The 15,523-nt window shown below is 40.3% G+C and carries 23 protein-coding genes; 7 read left to right on the top strand and 16 right to left on the bottom strand.

Translation table 11 applies throughout. The features are described 5' to 3' along the window. Positions 1 to 44: 44 nt before the first annotated feature. Positions 45 to 722: an SDR family oxidoreductase gene (locus NMG88_RS05740; protein ID WP_026794240.1), complete on the top strand. Its 678-nt coding sequence runs from the start codon at positions 45 to 47 to the stop codon at positions 720 to 722. A gap of 14 nt (positions 723 to 736) precedes the next feature. Here the strand turns inward: NMG88_RS05740 and NMG88_RS05745 are convergent, their stop codons facing one another. The 3 genes from NMG88_RS05745 to NMG88_RS05755 are packed head-to-tail and all read right to left on the bottom strand — an operon-like array spanning position 737 to position 1,904. Next, positions 737 to 985, bottom strand: coding sequence for a hypothetical protein (locus NMG88_RS05745; RefSeq protein ID WP_026794241.1), 249 nt, complete (start codon positions 983 to 985; stop codon positions 737 to 739). A gap of 48 nt (positions 986 to 1,033) precedes the next feature. After that, a complete protein-coding gene (locus tag NMG88_RS05750) occupies positions 1,034 to 1,669 on the bottom strand; it encodes a hypothetical protein (RefSeq protein WP_051340025.1) in 636 nt (211 codons plus the stop codon). Further along, complete coding sequence (locus NMG88_RS05755) at positions 1,656 to 1,904, bottom strand: TIGR02450 family Trp-rich protein (RefSeq protein ID WP_026786346.1); 249 nt, start codon at positions 1,902 to 1,904, stop codon at positions 1,656 to 1,658. The genes NMG88_RS05750 and NMG88_RS05755 overlap by 14 nt, the downstream gene beginning before the upstream one ends. Before the next feature lie 158 nt (positions 1,905 to 2,062). Here NMG88_RS05755 and petE point away from each other — a divergent pair, with 158 nt between their 5' ends. Continuing rightward, complete coding sequence (gene petE, locus NMG88_RS05760) at positions 2,063 to 2,476, top strand: plastocyanin (protein WP_235753728.1); 414 nt, start codon at positions 2,063 to 2,065, stop codon at positions 2,474 to 2,476. A gap of 243 nt (positions 2,477 to 2,719) precedes the next feature. Here petE and psbV read toward each other — a convergent pair whose 3' ends face one another. The 7 genes from psbV to NMG88_RS05795 form a co-directional block, all read right to left on the bottom strand. Continuing rightward, a complete protein-coding gene (gene psbV / locus NMG88_RS05765; protein ID WP_026786344.1) occupies positions 2,720 to 3,211 on the bottom strand; it encodes a photosystem II cytochrome c-550 in 492 nt (163 codons plus the stop codon). 207 nt (positions 3,212 to 3,418) lie between these two features. Then, complete coding sequence (locus tag NMG88_RS05770) at positions 3,419 to 3,607, bottom strand: hypothetical protein (protein ID WP_026786343.1); 189 nt, start codon at positions 3,605 to 3,607, stop codon at positions 3,419 to 3,421. A 110-nt stretch (positions 3,608 to 3,717) separates the two neighbouring features. Next, positions 3,718 to 4,680, bottom strand: coding sequence for an acetyl-CoA carboxylase, carboxyltransferase subunit beta (gene accD / locus NMG88_RS05775; protein ID WP_026786342.1), 963 nt, complete (start codon positions 4,678 to 4,680; stop codon positions 3,718 to 3,720). A 136-nt stretch (positions 4,681 to 4,816) separates the two neighbouring features. Then, on the bottom strand, positions 4,817 to 5,062 hold the full coding sequence (locus tag NMG88_RS05780; RefSeq protein ID WP_036831334.1) for a hypothetical protein: 246 nt from the start codon (positions 5,060 to 5,062) through the stop codon (positions 4,817 to 4,819). After that, positions 5,063 to 5,503 carry an RNA-guided endonuclease InsQ/TnpB family protein gene (locus tag NMG88_RS05785; RefSeq protein ID WP_278047058.1) on the bottom strand — a complete coding sequence of 147 codons (441 nt, stop codon included), beginning with the start codon at positions 5,501 to 5,503 and terminating at the stop codon, positions 5,063 to 5,065. A 123-nt stretch (positions 5,504 to 5,626) separates the two neighbouring features. Continuing rightward, positions 5,627 to 6,430, bottom strand: coding sequence for a prepilin peptidase (locus tag NMG88_RS05790; RefSeq protein WP_042152599.1), 804 nt, complete (start codon positions 6,428 to 6,430; stop codon positions 5,627 to 5,629). Between the two features lie 28 nt (positions 6,431 to 6,458). Beyond that, a complete protein-coding gene (locus NMG88_RS05795; RefSeq protein ID WP_026786339.1) occupies positions 6,459 to 6,722 on the bottom strand; it encodes a hypothetical protein in 264 nt (87 codons plus the stop codon). 98 nt (positions 6,723 to 6,820) lie between these two features. Here NMG88_RS05795 and NMG88_RS05800 point away from each other — a divergent pair, with 98 nt between their 5' ends. Further along, positions 6,821 to 7,612: an HAD family hydrolase gene (locus tag NMG88_RS05800; protein WP_072005179.1), complete on the top strand. Its 792-nt coding sequence runs from the start codon at positions 6,821 to 6,823 to the stop codon at positions 7,610 to 7,612. 203 nt (positions 7,613 to 7,815) lie between these two features. On the opposite strand, the gene NMG88_RS05805 is transcribed toward NMG88_RS05800, so the two are convergent. The 5 genes from NMG88_RS05805 to NMG88_RS05825 all read right to left on the bottom strand — a co-directional run bounded on the left by NMG88_RS05805 (position 7,816) and on the right by NMG88_RS05825 (position 11,376). Then, positions 7,816 to 9,429, bottom strand: coding sequence for a SpoIID/LytB domain-containing protein (locus NMG88_RS05805; RefSeq protein WP_254035201.1), 1,614 nt, complete (start codon positions 9,427 to 9,429; stop codon positions 7,816 to 7,818). 35 nt (positions 9,430 to 9,464) lie between these two features. After that, positions 9,465 to 9,773, bottom strand: coding sequence for a type II toxin-antitoxin system RelE/ParE family toxin (locus NMG88_RS05810; RefSeq protein WP_026794245.1), 309 nt, complete (start codon positions 9,771 to 9,773; stop codon positions 9,465 to 9,467). Then, positions 9,770 to 10,054, bottom strand: coding sequence for a type II toxin-antitoxin system ParD family antitoxin (locus NMG88_RS05815; protein ID WP_026794246.1), 285 nt, complete (start codon positions 10,052 to 10,054; stop codon positions 9,770 to 9,772). Before NMG88_RS05815 ends, NMG88_RS05810 begins: the two co-directional genes overlap by 4 nt. 138 nt (positions 10,055 to 10,192) lie before the next feature. Then, on the bottom strand, positions 10,193 to 10,792 hold the full coding sequence (locus tag NMG88_RS05820) for a MamS/MamX family magnetosome protein (protein WP_254035202.1): 600 nt from the start codon (positions 10,790 to 10,792) through the stop codon (positions 10,193 to 10,195). 284 nt (positions 10,793 to 11,076) lie between these two features. Then, a complete protein-coding gene (locus NMG88_RS05825; RefSeq protein ID WP_042157169.1) occupies positions 11,077 to 11,376 on the bottom strand; it encodes a response regulator in 300 nt (99 codons plus the stop codon). Positions 11,377 to 11,436: 60 nt separating this feature from the next. Here NMG88_RS05825 and NMG88_RS05830 point away from each other — a divergent pair, with 60 nt between their 5' ends. From NMG88_RS05830 to NMG88_RS05845, 4 genes are all read left to right on the top strand, one after another. Continuing rightward, entirely contained in the window at positions 11,437 to 12,339 is a 903-nt protein-coding gene (locus NMG88_RS05830) for a vitamin K epoxide reductase family protein (RefSeq protein ID WP_026797943.1), read from the top strand. A 99-nt stretch (positions 12,340 to 12,438) separates the two neighbouring features. Next, on the top strand, positions 12,439 to 12,612 hold the full coding sequence (locus NMG88_RS05835; RefSeq protein WP_227350244.1) for a hypothetical protein: 174 nt from the start codon (positions 12,439 to 12,441) through the stop codon (positions 12,610 to 12,612). After that, positions 12,609 to 13,286, top strand: coding sequence for an FAD-dependent oxidoreductase (locus tag NMG88_RS05840; RefSeq protein ID WP_052369378.1), 678 nt, complete (start codon positions 12,609 to 12,611; stop codon positions 13,284 to 13,286). The genes NMG88_RS05835 and NMG88_RS05840 overlap by 4 nt, the downstream gene beginning before the upstream one ends. A 286-nt stretch (positions 13,287 to 13,572) precedes the next feature. Next, a complete protein-coding gene (locus NMG88_RS05845; protein WP_227350245.1) occupies positions 13,573 to 14,436 on the top strand; it encodes a DNA-methyltransferase in 864 nt (287 codons plus the stop codon). Here the strand turns inward: NMG88_RS05845 and NMG88_RS05850 are convergent. After that, positions 14,433 to 15,458 (bottom strand): ABC transporter permease, encoded by a 1,026-nt coding sequence (locus NMG88_RS05850; protein WP_227357810.1) that lies wholly within the window; start codon positions 15,456 to 15,458, stop codon positions 14,433 to 14,435. The genes NMG88_RS05845 and NMG88_RS05850 overlap by 4 nt on opposite strands. Positions 15,459 to 15,523: the final 65 nt, after the last annotated feature.

Raw genomic sequence — 15,523 nt, forward strand, 5'->3', positions numbered from 1 at the left:
ACAGTAATACATAGAAAGTAGTAATTATTGAAACCTTAACATTAATGAACACAGAATCTTATATTTTTGTTGCGGGTGCAAGTCGCGGTGTGGGACGAGAAGTGGTCAAATCCCTCCGCAACCAACAGATAAACGTCAAAGCCCTATTAAGAACACCGGATACTCGCCCCGAATTAGAAGCCTTGGGGGTGCGGGTGGTGATGGGGAATGCCTTGGATATAACCGCCGTTGAACAGGCGATATTAGGCCCAGAAACAATTTCGGCGGTGATTAGTACCATTGGCGGTTTACCCAAGGATGGAGAGCGGGCGGACTATTTAGGGAATCAACATTTAATTGACGCGGCGGTGAAAGCGGGCGTCGGGAAGTTTATTCTGGTATCTTCGATTGGGAGTGGCAAAAGTGTGGTGGCTTTACCTCCCCAAGCGTTTGAAACCTTAAAATCGGTTTTGGTAGAAAAGGAAAAAGCAGAACAGCATTTAATTAATAGTGGACTGAATTACACGATTATTCGTCCGGGGGGACTGAAATCTGAACCCGCCACCGGAAACGGCGTATTAACAGAAAATTATCGGGTAGCGGGAACAATTCATCGGGCTGATGTGGCTCAATTGCTCTGTGATTGTTTATGTTCAGAGGTAGCTAATCATAAGATTCTTTCAGCTATTGACCGGAATATGACCTACGGACAATCGGATTTTGAAATTTTGAATTTGAGTTAAATTTACCAGTTTTTCTAATCTAAATTAACCTGGATTCTCGTTTCATCCCAACTATTTTCTACTTGCCAATTTGGATCTTGATTATTTTCTAAATTGGCATTAATATTTTGGGCAACTTGATTGAGTTTATCTTGGGATAAACCTTCTGAATTAGAAGTTTTTGCTTGCTGTTCATCGACACCAATACTAACAATTTCTAAACCCTCTCCAGACTTAGGAGATGGCTCGGAATTGGAGAGATTTTTAGCTTCGGATTTAGACATTTTAACTTTTTTATAAATAAGGATATAACTCTATTATAACCTGAATTTTCAAAAAGGCAAATCATCTTCCAAATCTTGATTATTGTCTAAAGGTTGTACTTGAGGCATAATCATTTTTTCAGCTTGTTTAATTCTTTCAAATAAAGAAGAACGAGATTGTTGGCGTTTTTGAATTAATTTGTTAATATTGTATTTGACCTTTAATTCTTCTCGTTGCTCTGGGGATAATGGCTCATAATCCGGTAAAAAATCCGCCGCCGTCACAATAGGAACCCTAGGGCCTAGTTTCTCCACCGGAATTTGGGGAAGACGGGCTAAAAAATAGTCTTTTCTGTTTCTAATTTGTTCAGACTTATTATTGATTTCGGTAATAATCCCGATAATTTGACTCAAATGATGGTTAGATAAAGCCCTCTGAATATCAATACTTTCTAAGGAAATTTCCAAGGTTTCTATTTGTTTTAAAATATCGGCAGGAATATGATCCAAATTCGGCGGATTAACCGTTGTTTTTAAGGTAATTAAAGCCTGATTTAATTGAGTTTCAATCTCGTTGATAACCTCACGGTGATGGTCTTGAGAAACCGGGTTTTGTAATAGGTCTTGCAGGTTTTGAGTGGCTTGTTGCACAAGCTCAAGGGTCGCCTGAAGTTGGGGGGAATTTGTAGATTTAAAGTGATTCAAGGTCTTCTAATTCCTGGGTAGACTGCCATCCGGGTTGCCATAAAGCCCGGTCTTGAAGTTGTTGAGCATTTAACCAAAATCTCACCTGGGGGTCACAGGATGCAACCATTTCGGCAAATACCCATTTGCCCTGATTTTTGCGGTTTGCGACTTGGAAATGCCTCCAGCCCCAGGTTTTTTGATGGGATGTCCATTTAGAACCTAATAGATAGGGGAATTTTTGCTTTTTTGCCATTGTTGAGATTAGGGCACTGGACTATAACAATAATAGTTAAAGATTGTGACAGATTTTTTGCCCACTTGCCAAGGTTGTTTTTTAATACGACAGGTTGTCATAGTTTATGGTAGGATGTTCGTTATCGCTTATAAAGTTACATTTTTTAGAGGCAAGTTATGAATCAGATGGTTTCAGTGTCCAAGCGGGTCGCCTTAGTTTTGTCTGTGGCCTTTTTAATGATTAGCACCTTTGTATTTGGTGTGGGTCAAGCCTCCGCAGAAACCTTTACTGTTAAAATGGGTGCTGATTCGGGGATGTTAAAATTTGATCCGAGCAAAGTAGAAGTCAAACCGGGTGATGTGGTTAAATTTGTCAATAACAAACTCCCTCCCCATAATGTAGTTTTTGATAAAGCCAAATCTCCTGATGCAGATGTGGCGGTGAAACTTTCCCATAAAGCATTACTTCAAAAACCGGGTGATTCCTTTGAAGTTGCCTTCACCGATGATATGCCTGCTGGTGTTTATTCCTACTACTGTGAACCCCACCGTGGTGCGGGTATGAACGCTGAAATTGTTCTGAAAAAATAATGAGAGTCTAGTTACTTTACTTGTTGAATTAATAATTAATTTTGGGTGGTTTTTTGTTGGTAATTAAACTAACAAGAGACTACCCAAATGTTTTATATAGTAGGGAACAGGGAATTAGACTTTAGATTTTAAATTAAAGATAATTTTGTTTGAGTTTCCCCACCTTTAGTAGAAATAGCTAAAACATTAAAATCATCCCCAACTCAAAACCTAAAGTCTAAAATTGTCAATTGTTAACTGATGTTAGCGCAGGTATTTACCACCACCCCATTGTTCAGGACGAACTTTGGGTTCTAATAATAGATATCCAGCCAGATTATATAAATCATCTTCTGTCAGATTTCGCATGGCGACGAAAATATCTGAACTCTTGGTGCTGGGGTGGGTTTCGGAAATTTCTTCTAACCCATCATAGGTAGTGGGATTTTTGATAAAGTCGATCAGGGCGACAATATTATCGCGGGAGGGGGATGCTCCTGCCAAGGTTGGAGGACTGAGGTTAATATCAGGGTTGGTTTTGGTCATCCCTAAAGCGTGACAGGAGGCGCAAGCCTTATTAAATAATTTTTTGCCCTTTTTCAGTTCTTTTTCACTCAGAACAACGGTTTGGCCCTGGTCATTTAGGGGTAAAGTCCGAAGTTCTTTGGTCAGGTCTAATGCATTGGCATTAGTGACAAACAGTTGAAAGGTGAAAAATACAGTGGCTATTGCCAGCCAAAAGTATCTTTTTAGCATGGTTCTCCTTATGACTAAGTTAGTGATTAAAAGCTAAATCCAGTCTTGGCTTGATCCGCGAGCAGAAGTTAGTTAAGTTTGGGTTCAGGTTATTGAATGTCCCCGATCCCGGTGATTAGCTGATCGGCATTTGTCAATCGTCTATTGTTATTTACCACCTTAACCCTCTGCGAAATATAATTTCACAGAGGGTTAAGGTGGATTGAACTATTGGGACTCTGGGGACTGACGTTGGGCTGTGATTTTAGACATCAAAGCCTTAGCATCCTCCAGGGCTAAACGGGTTTGAGAATGTTGATAGGCAATTCCCAATTGGTCACACAGTTGGAGTACAGTCTCAACGGGGAGATTGTAGTCCTCTGCTATTTCTGTGATGGACAGGTCGGCAAAACCCATAAGTCTGTTTAAACAATAGGTCTTGATCAAAAATTATAGGAACCTTTGGTATTTTGTGAAAACCAACAATTTGATCGCGATCGCCACTAAACATCGATCAACAGTTCCCGCTAGACTGACTTAGACGCTGAGACACCCTGAGATAAATCTATGGGTGTATCACCCGAAGTTAGGGGGATAACTTCAGCAGTATGGGATAAGGGCCCGGAGGTTTGGGGAAGACGATGGAGGCGAATCAATTGGGCTAGGGTTTTTTTGAGTTGGGTACGGGGAACAATGGCATCCACAAACCCATAATTCAATAGGTATTCTGAGGTTTGGAAATCATCGGGTAACTTCTCTCTCAGGGTTTGTTCAATTACCCGTCTTCCAGCAAAACCAATAGTCGCTTTTGGCTCGGCTAAAATCATATCCCCTAACATGGCAAAACTGGCCGTCACCCCTCCGGTGGTGGGATGGGTGAGGACGGGAATATACAGCAGTCGGGATTTGCGGTGGCGATGCAAGGCGGCGGAGATTTTCGCCATCTGCATCAGACTTAACATTCCCTCCTGCATCCTCGCGCCCCCGGAGGCACAAATAATCACCACGGGATAGCCTTCATTAGTGCCATGTTCAATCAGGCGGGTGAGTTTTTCCCCGACCACTGAACCCATGCTACCGCCCATAAACCGGAAGTCCATGACTCCCAGGGCCACGGGTTCACCTTCGAGTAAGCCGATTCCGGTTTGTACCGCATCGGATAATCCGGTTTTTTCCCGGGTTTCTCGGAGTCGATCACTATAGGATTTGCGATCGCGAAATTTCAGGGGATCAACCGCATACATTTCGGCATCTAAAGCCATCCAGGTATTAGGATCAATCAATTGCCCAATTCGCTCGTCGCTATTGACCATGAAATGATGACCGCATTCCAAACAAACCTTATTATTGGCTTGTAGGTCTTTGGCATAAGTTAAAGCATTGCACTTTTCGCACTTAACCCATAGCCCATCAGCAATTTCTCGTTCCTGCGGTTCGGGAGTGTTGGGTAATAATTTACGCCGATTTGCGAACCAATCAAATAGAGACATTAAAAATTGTTTTGACTTTTGCTATTTCTAATTTTAAGACTGTGAGGCCTTGGGAAATTGGGGGATTCCCGTTAGCCCCATTAGTTAAATTCAAAATCTACACCATAATAGAACGATATATAGCAAGTCTTAACGTTTAATCTACAGATTCTAATTCTTCATCAATGGGGCTTAATAGGAGCAACGCCTCCCAGCGATGAGCTAAGGGGACTTGTAGCCCTACCGGACTGCCCATCCCCAGGGAAGAACTGACTCCTAAGTCAATTACCCGGGTGGGAATATCCTGGGCTTCTAAGACTTGCTGCATAAATTCGGCTTCCCATCGCAGAGCCGTTGTATGAATGTTGACATCCGCCCCGCCGTAAACGGACGGGGATTCCATCTATTTCAACAAATCAAATATTGTTTGGTTTTCACGAACAATCTGGGTAGACAATTTATGCAAGAAATCGGTGCGGGTATCAGAAACTTTAGCATGAAGTTTAGCTAATCTTTTTCTGGCTTTTTCATAACGTTCAGACCCTTTGGTTTTCCGAGACAATTGCTTAGAAAATTTACGAAGCTCCTTAATTCGCTGTTTTATCGGCTTAGGAGCTTTTATTTTTTGCCCATTACTTAATGTGGCAAAGGTTGTTATTCCCAAATCAATGCCAACTGAGTTTTCAGATTGTGGCAAGATTTCGGATTGAATTTCTACTACAAAACTCAGGAAGTATCGGTCAGCACTGTCTTTGACAATCGTGACAGAACTGGGTTCAGAGGGTAGTTGTCTTGACCAAATTACATCAATCTTACCTATTTTAGCGAGATAAACTTTAGCGATACCTGGCTTTCATACTTTTGTTGATTACAGCTTGTTTTATCATACATCAAGTTAGAATAAAAAGCCGTCGTGGAACGACGGGGCTTTAAACCCAAAATTTCCGGTAATCCAAGACATGGTATTTCAATTGACAAGGGGAAAAAATAAGCCTAGATAGGTGGAGAGGATTTGATGCCCCCAGAGGGCAGTAATAGCCGCACCAACGGCTAGAAAAGGGCCGAAGGGGATGGGATTGCGACGACTGATTAAACCTAGTGCGATCGCTCCTCCTCCCACGACAGCCCCGAATAAGCAAGCTATAAATCCGCCTACGAGTAAATATTTCCACCCTAGCCAAGCCCCCATCATCGCCGCAAGTTTACTATCTCCGGCTCCCATAGCCGTTTGTCCCATGACCAGAGTTCCCACAAAGGATATGATGTCAAATAACCATAATCCCAGCACCGCCCCAATTATCCCCATCATTAACCCGTAACTGGGGGATGGGGACTGGCTGAGTTGAAACCCTAAACCCAAGACTAACCCCGACTGGGTGAGAACATTGGGGAGGGTATAGGTATCTAAATCAATTAGGGATAGGGCAATTAACCAACTGAATAATACCCAATAACCTAATATCTGGGGGAGGGTAGGAAAACTGAAAAATATGACTAAAAATAATAGTCCTGTAGTCGCTTCTACTATGGGATAGCGGCTGGAAATTGGTGCATGGCAATGTTTACAACGTCCCTGTAGCCACAGCCAACCAAAGACGGGAATATTTTCTGAGGGACTCAACCGGGTTAAACAGTGGGGACAGCGAGAGGGGGGGTGTAGTATGGATAAACCCGCCGGAATTCGATAAATCACGACGTTGAGAAAACTGCCTATTGATGCTCCCAGGGCAAACACAATTAAATAGGCAGGTAAACTCAGTATAATATTCATGCTTGATCTCGATTTCTGACTTGGGCTGTTAAAACAAATCGGCTTCAATCTGTTCAAAAGGGATAAAATATTCCCCAGGGAGCAAAATCGGTTGACCGGAAAATAATAGGCAACTACGATAATTGCTAGGATTGATGGCAACTCCCAACGGCCGCCGCATTCGTTGGGCGTGGACTTCTACATAGGCATGATATATCTGTTTAGCTACCCTAATTAAGTCGGCATTAAGCTCATGGGATGGGGTTTGAGGGTTAGCCAGAAATTCAGTTTGGAGTTGTAAGGCTTGTACCATAGTAGACCCTCAATTACAAATTTTAGAGGCAAAAAACGGTGTTAATTTAATATTAGGTTGAGTTAATTCCGAAATTGTCAATTTCAAATTAAAGTTTTATGATAAACGATAAACCAACTTTACTAGCGCTAGATTTTGATGGGGTTCTTTGTGACGGACTTCTGGAATATTTTCAAACCGCATGGCGAACCTATTGTCAACTTTGGTCGGTTCCGACCGACGTTTCGCCGGAAGCATTGGCTCCTTTATTTTATCGAACTCGCCCGGTGATTGAAATTGGTTGGGAAATGCCTGTTTTAATTCGGGCTTTGGTTTTGGGAATTTCTGAAGGTGAAATTTTACACAATTGGTCGGGAATTGCTCACAATATCGTAACGGAAGAACAATTACATGCGGAAATAATTGGCCCCCATTTGGATAGGGTTCGGGATGAATGGATTGATACGGATTTATCGGGTTGGCTAGGATTACATCGGTTTTATCCGGGTGTGATTGAACGAATTAAACCTTTAATTGAAAAGGGTTTTCCTGTTTATATTATTACCACGAAAGAGGAAAGATTTGTGCGATCGCTCCTCCAAGAACAAGGAGTTACCCCACCCGAAAATCAACTTTTTGGCAAAGGCTATAAACGCCCTAAATATGAAATTTTACGGGAATTATTAGCAAGTATTGAACCGACTCCGAATATTTGGTTTATTGAAGATCGCTTACAAACGTTATTATCGGTGCAACAACAACCGGATTTAAACAAGGTGCAATTATTCTTAGCAAATTGGGGTTATAATCTTCAAAAAGAACGGGATTTGGCTTTGGAATCTTCAGCTATTCATTTATTATCTTTGCCTCAATTTAGCCAGAACTTTTCTGAATGGTTGACTGTTGAATAGCTTCATTAAGAAATGATATCAAAAATTCAAAGTTCAACCCTATCTCCCAATGTTGAACTCTGAATTTCTGTTAAGTACCTAAACAAAATTAATTACACATCCTCCACCCTGTTCCCTCCCCCCTAGCCCCCCGTGCACGGGGGGCTAGGGGGGCTGTTCCGGTGTTCCCTCTCTCAACTGGGTAATTTATTTTGTGTAACTACTTAATTCCCAGACAGCATTGATGGATTTAAAGGTTGGAGTTGGGTTCCTGGGAAGTAAAAGTTTAAAATTTGTTCGCTTGACCATCCCAATTTAGCCAGATGATAAGATCCTGTCTGACTCATTCCTACTCCATGTCCGAAACCACCGCCAACAAAAACATAACCTTTAAGGGTTTTATTGGGATTGTAAACCGGATCAATATAAAATAAAGTGCTAATCGGGGGTAAAAATGCACTTTGAATTTCATCTTTAGCAATTTCTAACATCCCTTGATCTTCTGTCGTTACTATCATTTTCAATACTCGGCCAGTTGGCGATCTCTTTACAATCTCAACCTTTTGAACTTTCTTAAAATTAGCTTGAGGCAAATTGCGCCGTTTTAAGTAAGATCGCAATTGTACTGCAATCCCTTCTAAGGTAGCTTCTCCTCGCCAACGAAAATCAAGTTCTCCGGTTTCATTAAATCCGTTTTTCAGATTGATAAACTTTCTAAAATTAGGTTCGGAAGCTAAATTTTGTTGAGATAAATCCCAAATTTTATTCGGAGCGTCAATTACTCCTTGCAAATAGGGCCGGGGTTCCCCATTCCAAATATCATTATAATTTGCCGTGACCCCCCCACTGCTGGAAAAATACACCGCCTCCGTCAAGTTATTATTATGGGTTAAAACTAAACCTTTAGTCACCTCAATAGCTTGATCTGTAGTCGAATAAACTTCCGTTAACCCCTTATAAACTTGACAGTCAGTATTAGCACAAAGATGATAATTGTCCGCTTCAAACCGTTGCAGGTTTTGCAAGGCGTAGGTTCGCGCTAGAACCGCCTGGGCTTCGATGGAGGCTGCCGGAGGCCAAGCACCAATTTCATGTGGCACGACGCCCCGCAAATAGGTCTCTAATGGCACATTATTAACCAGGGTGTAGGTTCCGTAGGCATCGGGTTGTAGTCGCAAACTTCCCCCATAAACCAAAGGTTCGGGATCATTGGGTTTTTGACTAACTTGAATCACATTCTCGGAGGCCGTGATCTTCAATTCATTGCGGTTGTAGCGATATCCGGCCGCCGTCCAATAGGGGGTACGTTTTTGGGTGAGAACTTGAGTTTCCAGGCGCGGCAGTTTATGGTCTTGGGCCTGTAAACTATCAATTAACCACCGCCGCAATAGGGGGGTATTGTAAACGCTGCGTTTGGCCCAAACTTGCCAGCGATCGGGTTGGGCCAGTTCCACTTCTAAACCCAGCGATCGCCATTTTTGAGCGTCTTCTTCAGCATTTTCATAGCTGCGGTGGGTACTCAAAACCACTCTTTCTTCGACTTCCGGTTCCGGGAGGGGTTCAAATCCCATTTTCAGGATCGCTGTCTCCGTATGCAGTTGTTTTTCCCCTTGGGGCGTCTGAAATTGCAGGGTTAAGTAATCTCCTGGTTGGGCTTTGAGAATCAATTGATCGCTGGGTTTATCCCCAAAGTGTTGTACCACACCGATTTTTAACGTCGGGTTGAGGTCTGGAGGTTGGGGTTGTTGTTCTTGGGCGATCGTGGGAGTGGGGGAGAGGATCAAGAAGCATAATATACTTAATATCTTTGGAGGGGAAAATAATATCATCTTAGCCATATTAATTAATGTTATAGTTGTTGATTTAGTTATTCTTATTCAGATGATTCTTGATCGGAAAAAACAGCTTCTATATTGCGATAACCACTGACCACCCGAACAATTTCTACACCATTTGAAATCGGGCGATAAAATATTAAATAGTCTTCAATAGGAAATCGTCGCAGACCTTCAGATAGTTGATGGCAACTTTGCCCCATGTTAGGAAAATCCGCTAAACGTTTAAATTGTTGTTTGATTTTGTCATTAATTTGTCTAACTGCTACGGGACTAAAACGGGTGAGGTAGTTATTGATTTCTCTTAAGTCTTGCTTGGCTGGAAGTGTAATTAAATATCGGCTCATGACATTACTTCCTCTGCTTGAAGTTCAGCTTCCATCCGTTGCAAATCGGCTTCTAATTCAGCAAAAACTTCTTCCCCATCAAATACCTCACCTCGTTCTGAAGCTGCAATTCCCTCTTGAATTTTAGCTTTTAATTCGGCTAACTCGGCTTCTCGAATGCGATCGCGTTGATCTAATAACATTAACGCTTCCCCAATGACATCACTCACAGAAGCATAGCGACCGCTATTAACTTTATCATGAATAAACTCTGTTAAGTGCTTCGTTAATGGAATTTGCATGGTTTCAATATCCTTCAATAGTGTTGATGATTAATTTATAGTTTAATCGTTTTTTAGGATAACCGCAAATAAAACCCGGCTATCCTTGGGAGACAAAATCAAGAAAACCGGATTTACTTAATATTAACCTATTAACGATTAATTAACAGGGGTTTGTTGTAACAATCTTGTCCATCGAGGATAACCATCTTCATCGCGTAATTGCAAGGTTTGATTTCCTTTTTTAATCTCTCCAACAATTAAAATGGATTGTCGTCTCCTTTTGACTCGCATTCCCGTCACTTCTAAGCTGTCATTAAGTTGAATTTGAAAGTCGTGTTCCTCTAAATACCATAGGGGTGCAACATGAACTTCTAGGGTTTCTTTATTCGTTTTCATCAATAAATGAACATCTTGAGATGTTGGATTTTCTTGATTTCCGGGTTGTATTTCTGTTACTGTTCCTTGAAAGGTTTTTACGCGACTCGGATCATATATCAATCCAGAATATTGTCTTTGTCTTAACAGAGCATTTATCTCCAAATCTTGACGCATCATACGATAATTTTGCCATATCTGATTAATGCTCTGCTCCCTCCTCATTCGTTGAAGGCTATCATGCAACATTTTAGGAGTAAGTTGTGGAGAGTTTGAGTTAGACTGTGCAAATAAAGGCGGGGAATAATTAAGGGAAATAAAAGCAATCCCTGTAGCAATTACAGCGCTTGTAACTAAAGTTTTAGATAAATTAATTTTCATGGTTCAGTCCTCCTGGTGAATTAACCAGTTTTGCCGATAGATATATGATAAAGTATCCTGCAAGTGAAGAGTCTAGTTAAGTTGATAAAACTTTATAAAAAATAGCAAATCTTCATCAAATTAAGAATAGATTAGTTTGTTCTTTTCCCTTGAGAATAGGGCAGAAAAATTGTATAGCAATCCTAAATGATTTGTGATAAAAATCTGTAGGGGGTTTTGTCTCTAAACCCTCTTTGCGCCTGGGTTTGGAGATCAAACCCCTACGATAAAATATTACAACCTATTTAATCATCCACTCCAGCATCTAACCCCATAATTTCATCGGCTTCGGTATATTTTGCTGTTAAAATTAGAATAGGAATCAAACTGCCTTGGTGTCGTAGCTTTTGGCAGAGTTCAATTCTCGATAAGCCTGGTAATAACCAATCAAAAATAACCAAAGTGTACTGTGTCCATTGATTTTCCAAATAATCCCAAGATTCTATACCATCCCGAACCCAATCTACAATATAGGCTTTTTGGGTTAATATTCGTTTAATGGCTTCCCCTAAATCTGGTTCATTTTCCACCAACAAAATTCTCATGGTTTAAAATCCCTAAAAGGATATAAAATTTTTTCCAGTATAACCTACAAAAATATTGCTATGATTCGCCGACGTTCAACTCCTTGGATTCATCAAAAATCGAGATTTATCATTGCTAGTGTAGCTGCTTTTGGTGCAGTAATTGCCGCCTATTTAACCTTTGTTAAACTGACAGGAGGAAGTGCGGCTTGTCCGACAACAGGTTGCGATCAAGTTCTGGAAAGTCCCTATGCCATTGTTTTTGGTTTACCCCTGCCTTTGTTTGGGTTAGTGGCTTATATTATCATGGCAGGGATGGCAGTTTCCCCTTGGTTAATTAATACAGAAACTCAAAAAAGTTTAAGAACCAAAACAGAAGATTGGACATGGATATTGATGTTTGCTCAAGCATCTGCCATGATGATTTTCAGCTTTTATCTGATGTATATAATGGCATTTGTCATTAAAGCCTTGTGTATTTATTGTACTGCTTCTGCCATTTGTTCTATCAGTTTATTCCTTTTAGTTTTATTAGGTAAAGATTGGGAAGATCGAGGTCAACTATTTTTTATTGCGGTAGTAGTAGCAATGATCACATTAATTGGAACCTTAGCGGTATATGCTCCAATTAATAGCCCTCGCGCTGAAGAAAGTCAGTTTAACATTACCACAATATCCGACCCGGCGAATATTGAACTGGCTGAATATTTAACCCAGTCTGGGGCAAAAATGTATGGGGCTTTTTGGTGTGGTCACTGTCATGATCAAAAGCAATTATTTGGTCAACAAGCAGTAGATAAAATGCCTTATATTGAGTGTGACAAAGAAGGTAAAAATCCTCAACTTGATTTGTGTAAAGCCAAGAATATTGAAAGTTATCCCACCTGGGAAATTAAGGGTAAAATGTATACAGGAATTCAGAGTTTAGAAAAGTTATCAGAGGTTTCAGGATATAAAGGATCTCGGGCTTTTGGGACTCGTTAATATCAATTAAAATCTACAAACTTCGTTGTTGCACTTTAGTGCTAATTCCTATGGGGATGCGCTAAAGCGCAACAACGGAATCTAATTGGGTTAGAATTTATGCAGTTTTTACCAAATTTCAACAGATCTCGTCGCAATTTCATACAATTGAGTGCTTTAGTTGCTGCTTCTTTTCCCCTTTGGTCAAGTTGTCAAAATAACTCTCAAGCTATTTCAGAAAATGTTATTATATTGGTGCGGGAATTGCGGGAATTGCATCGGCTAAAACCTTGAAATCTCAAGGATTTCAAGTTACTATTTTAGAAGCCCGCGATCGCATTGGGGGCAGAATTTATACAGATAAAACATTAGGTTTTCCCGTCGATTTAGGCGCGTCATGGATTCATGGAATTCAAAATAATCCGATTGGAAAACTAGCCCATGACTTTAATATTGCTATTAAACAAACCAATTATTATCATATAGATTTATATACGAATAATCAAAATAAAATTCAAGATTCTGAATTAGAACAAGCTGAATCTCTGTATGAAAAAATTATAGCCCGGGCTAAATCTTGGAGTGAAAATCAAGAACAAGATGTCTCAGTTTATCAAGCTGTTAACCGCTTTTTTAAACCCGATAACTTATCACCCCGTCAAGCTAAATTAGTCAATTGGTTATTAACTTCAGAAATTTTAATTGAGACAGGAGCAGACTTAGATCAACTTTCAATTTGGGAATTGGATGAAGATGAAGCTTTTGGCGGAGAGGATTATCTTTTTCCTAATGGTTATGAGCAAATTATTCAAAACTTAGCCCAAGGACTAGAGATTAAACTTCAACATCCCGTTACTGAAATTCAATATAATAATCAACAAGTTACTGTAAAAACTCCTCAAGGTAATTTTCAGGGAAGTGCGGTATTAATCACCGTACTATGGTATGAAGATTTTTTCCAATACTAATAGGTGTGGCTTTTTGTTTTGAGCTATTTTAGTAAAAGGATGAACTTAAGATGCAACTCAGCAACCATGATAGAATAGGTCAATCTTTGACATTATTAAGTCAAGCATTATCTCCTTATGTCGAGGAAAAAATGAGGCGAGTTTACTAGGTTGACTTTCCATCATGATCATTATAGCGATCGCTCATCCCCAATTTTATCAAAACAATCCATTTTTGAGGCAAATTTTGGGATAGTTAACAATAGGGATGGGTTATATTAGGATAATGATCAAAAATTTAAGCTCGATGACTATTACTGAATTTATTAATAAAATAGTCCAAGGAGATTGTATCGAAGTGATGAAAAACTTCGAGAATAACTGTATTGATATGGTGTTAACTTCTCCCCCCTATGATAACCTCAGAAAATACAGAGGTTTTGTATTTCCCTTTGAAGATATTGCTAGAGAATTATACCGGGTGATTAAACCAGGGGGGGTTATGGTTTGGGTGGTTGCTGACGCCACTATTGAGGGAAGTGAAACTGGAACCAGCTTTAAACAGGCGATATTTTTTAAAGAAATTGGTTTTAATATTCATGATACCATGATCTTTAGAAAAAGAAATCCTATTCCACAAATTTATCGACGCAGATATAGTAATGAATTTGAATATATGTTTGTTTTCAGTAAAGGTCAAGTTGCTACCCATAACGCCCTAATGGTAGACTGTTTACACGCCGGATTAGAACTAAATGGCACAACCTATAAAAATTATTCAAAGGATGATCAAAAACGTTCAAAAATGGCAAAACCTGTAAAGAATCAAAAAATTAAAGGGAATATTTGGGAATATGTAGTGGGAAAAAATCTCGAAGATCAAGAAGCTAAAAATCACCCTGCACCCTTTCCCTGTGAATTAGCGAGGGATCATATTTATTCTTGGTCAAATGCTGGGGATTTGATTCTTGACCCGATGTGTGGAAGTGGGACAACTTGCAAAGTTGCTCAACAAATGGGGAGAAATTTTATCGGAATTGATATTAGTCCAGAATACTGTGAAATTGCGAGAAATCGAATTGAAAAAGTCGATGGATTCCAGTTGCAATTGCCCCTAGATACCATCGAATTAAATCAAAATTCTATTCCGTCATTACCCCAACTTTCCTAATATCTAATTCTCGGATCAATACAGGCATTCAGAACATCAATTAGAATACTAGCAGCAACAACAATAGCCGCGAAAAAGACAACAATTCCCTGCACCGTTGGATAATCTCGGAAACTAATGGCTTCATATAAACGATTAGCTAATCCCGGCCAAGAAAAGGTAACTTCCGTTAAAATTGCCCCCCCTAATAACGCTGCAAAAGTTAAACCTAAAACCGTAATTACTGGAATCATGGCATTTTTTAAAGCATGGGCTAAAACAATTCTTAATTCGGGAATTCCTCTGGCCCTAGCCGCTTCTACATAATCGGCTTTTAAAGTTTGTTTGAGGTTAACCCGCACAATGCGTTCAAAAATACCACTTAACAATAAACCTAAAGTTAAAGAAGGTAAACAGAGGTAATAAAGTGCGACTCCCAACTGCATTAAGTTTCCCGTAAATAAACTATCCAAGGTATACAAACCACTCCAACCTTCAGGAGTAGGAATTGTCACCGGAAATCGTGTTCCCAGGGGAAACCAACCCAACTGCACCGCAAATATTAACTGAAACAGCATCCCGGCCCAAAAAGGAGGAATTGCATAGGTAATAATTCCGAATAAACGGCCCCCCGTGTCCCAAATCGTATCGGGATGGGACGCGGCTACGGCCCCAACGGTAATTCCCACCGCCAAAGCCACCATCATGCTAAATAAAGCCAGTTCAACCGTTGCGGGAAAGTGATTTTGAATAATTTGCCAAACCGTTTCCCCTCGACTGGTGAGGGATGTGCCTAAATCAAGATGTAGGAGTTTTCCCATATACTCAAAATATTGTTGCCATAGAGAACCTTTTAACCCCAATTGCGATCGCAAAGCCTCCTTTGCGGCTTCGGGCGCACGGGGGCCAAGAATCGCATCCACAGGGTCACCAGGCGTGGCGCGTAACAGCAAAAAAACCACGGTGGTAATTGTCCACAACATTAAGGGGGCTAACAGTAAACGACTAAAAACGTAATATTGTAAAGCTTTAGAACGAGACATAATCGACTAAAAATCACTTTAGACTTATATTAAAGCCTCTGGATCAATAAACTTACAATTCACCC

Origin of the sequence: Planktothrix agardhii, assembly GCF_904830935.1 — a bacterium.
Classification (GTDB): domain Bacteria; phylum Cyanobacteriota; class Cyanobacteriia; order Cyanobacteriales; family Microcoleaceae; genus Planktothrix; species Planktothrix agardhii.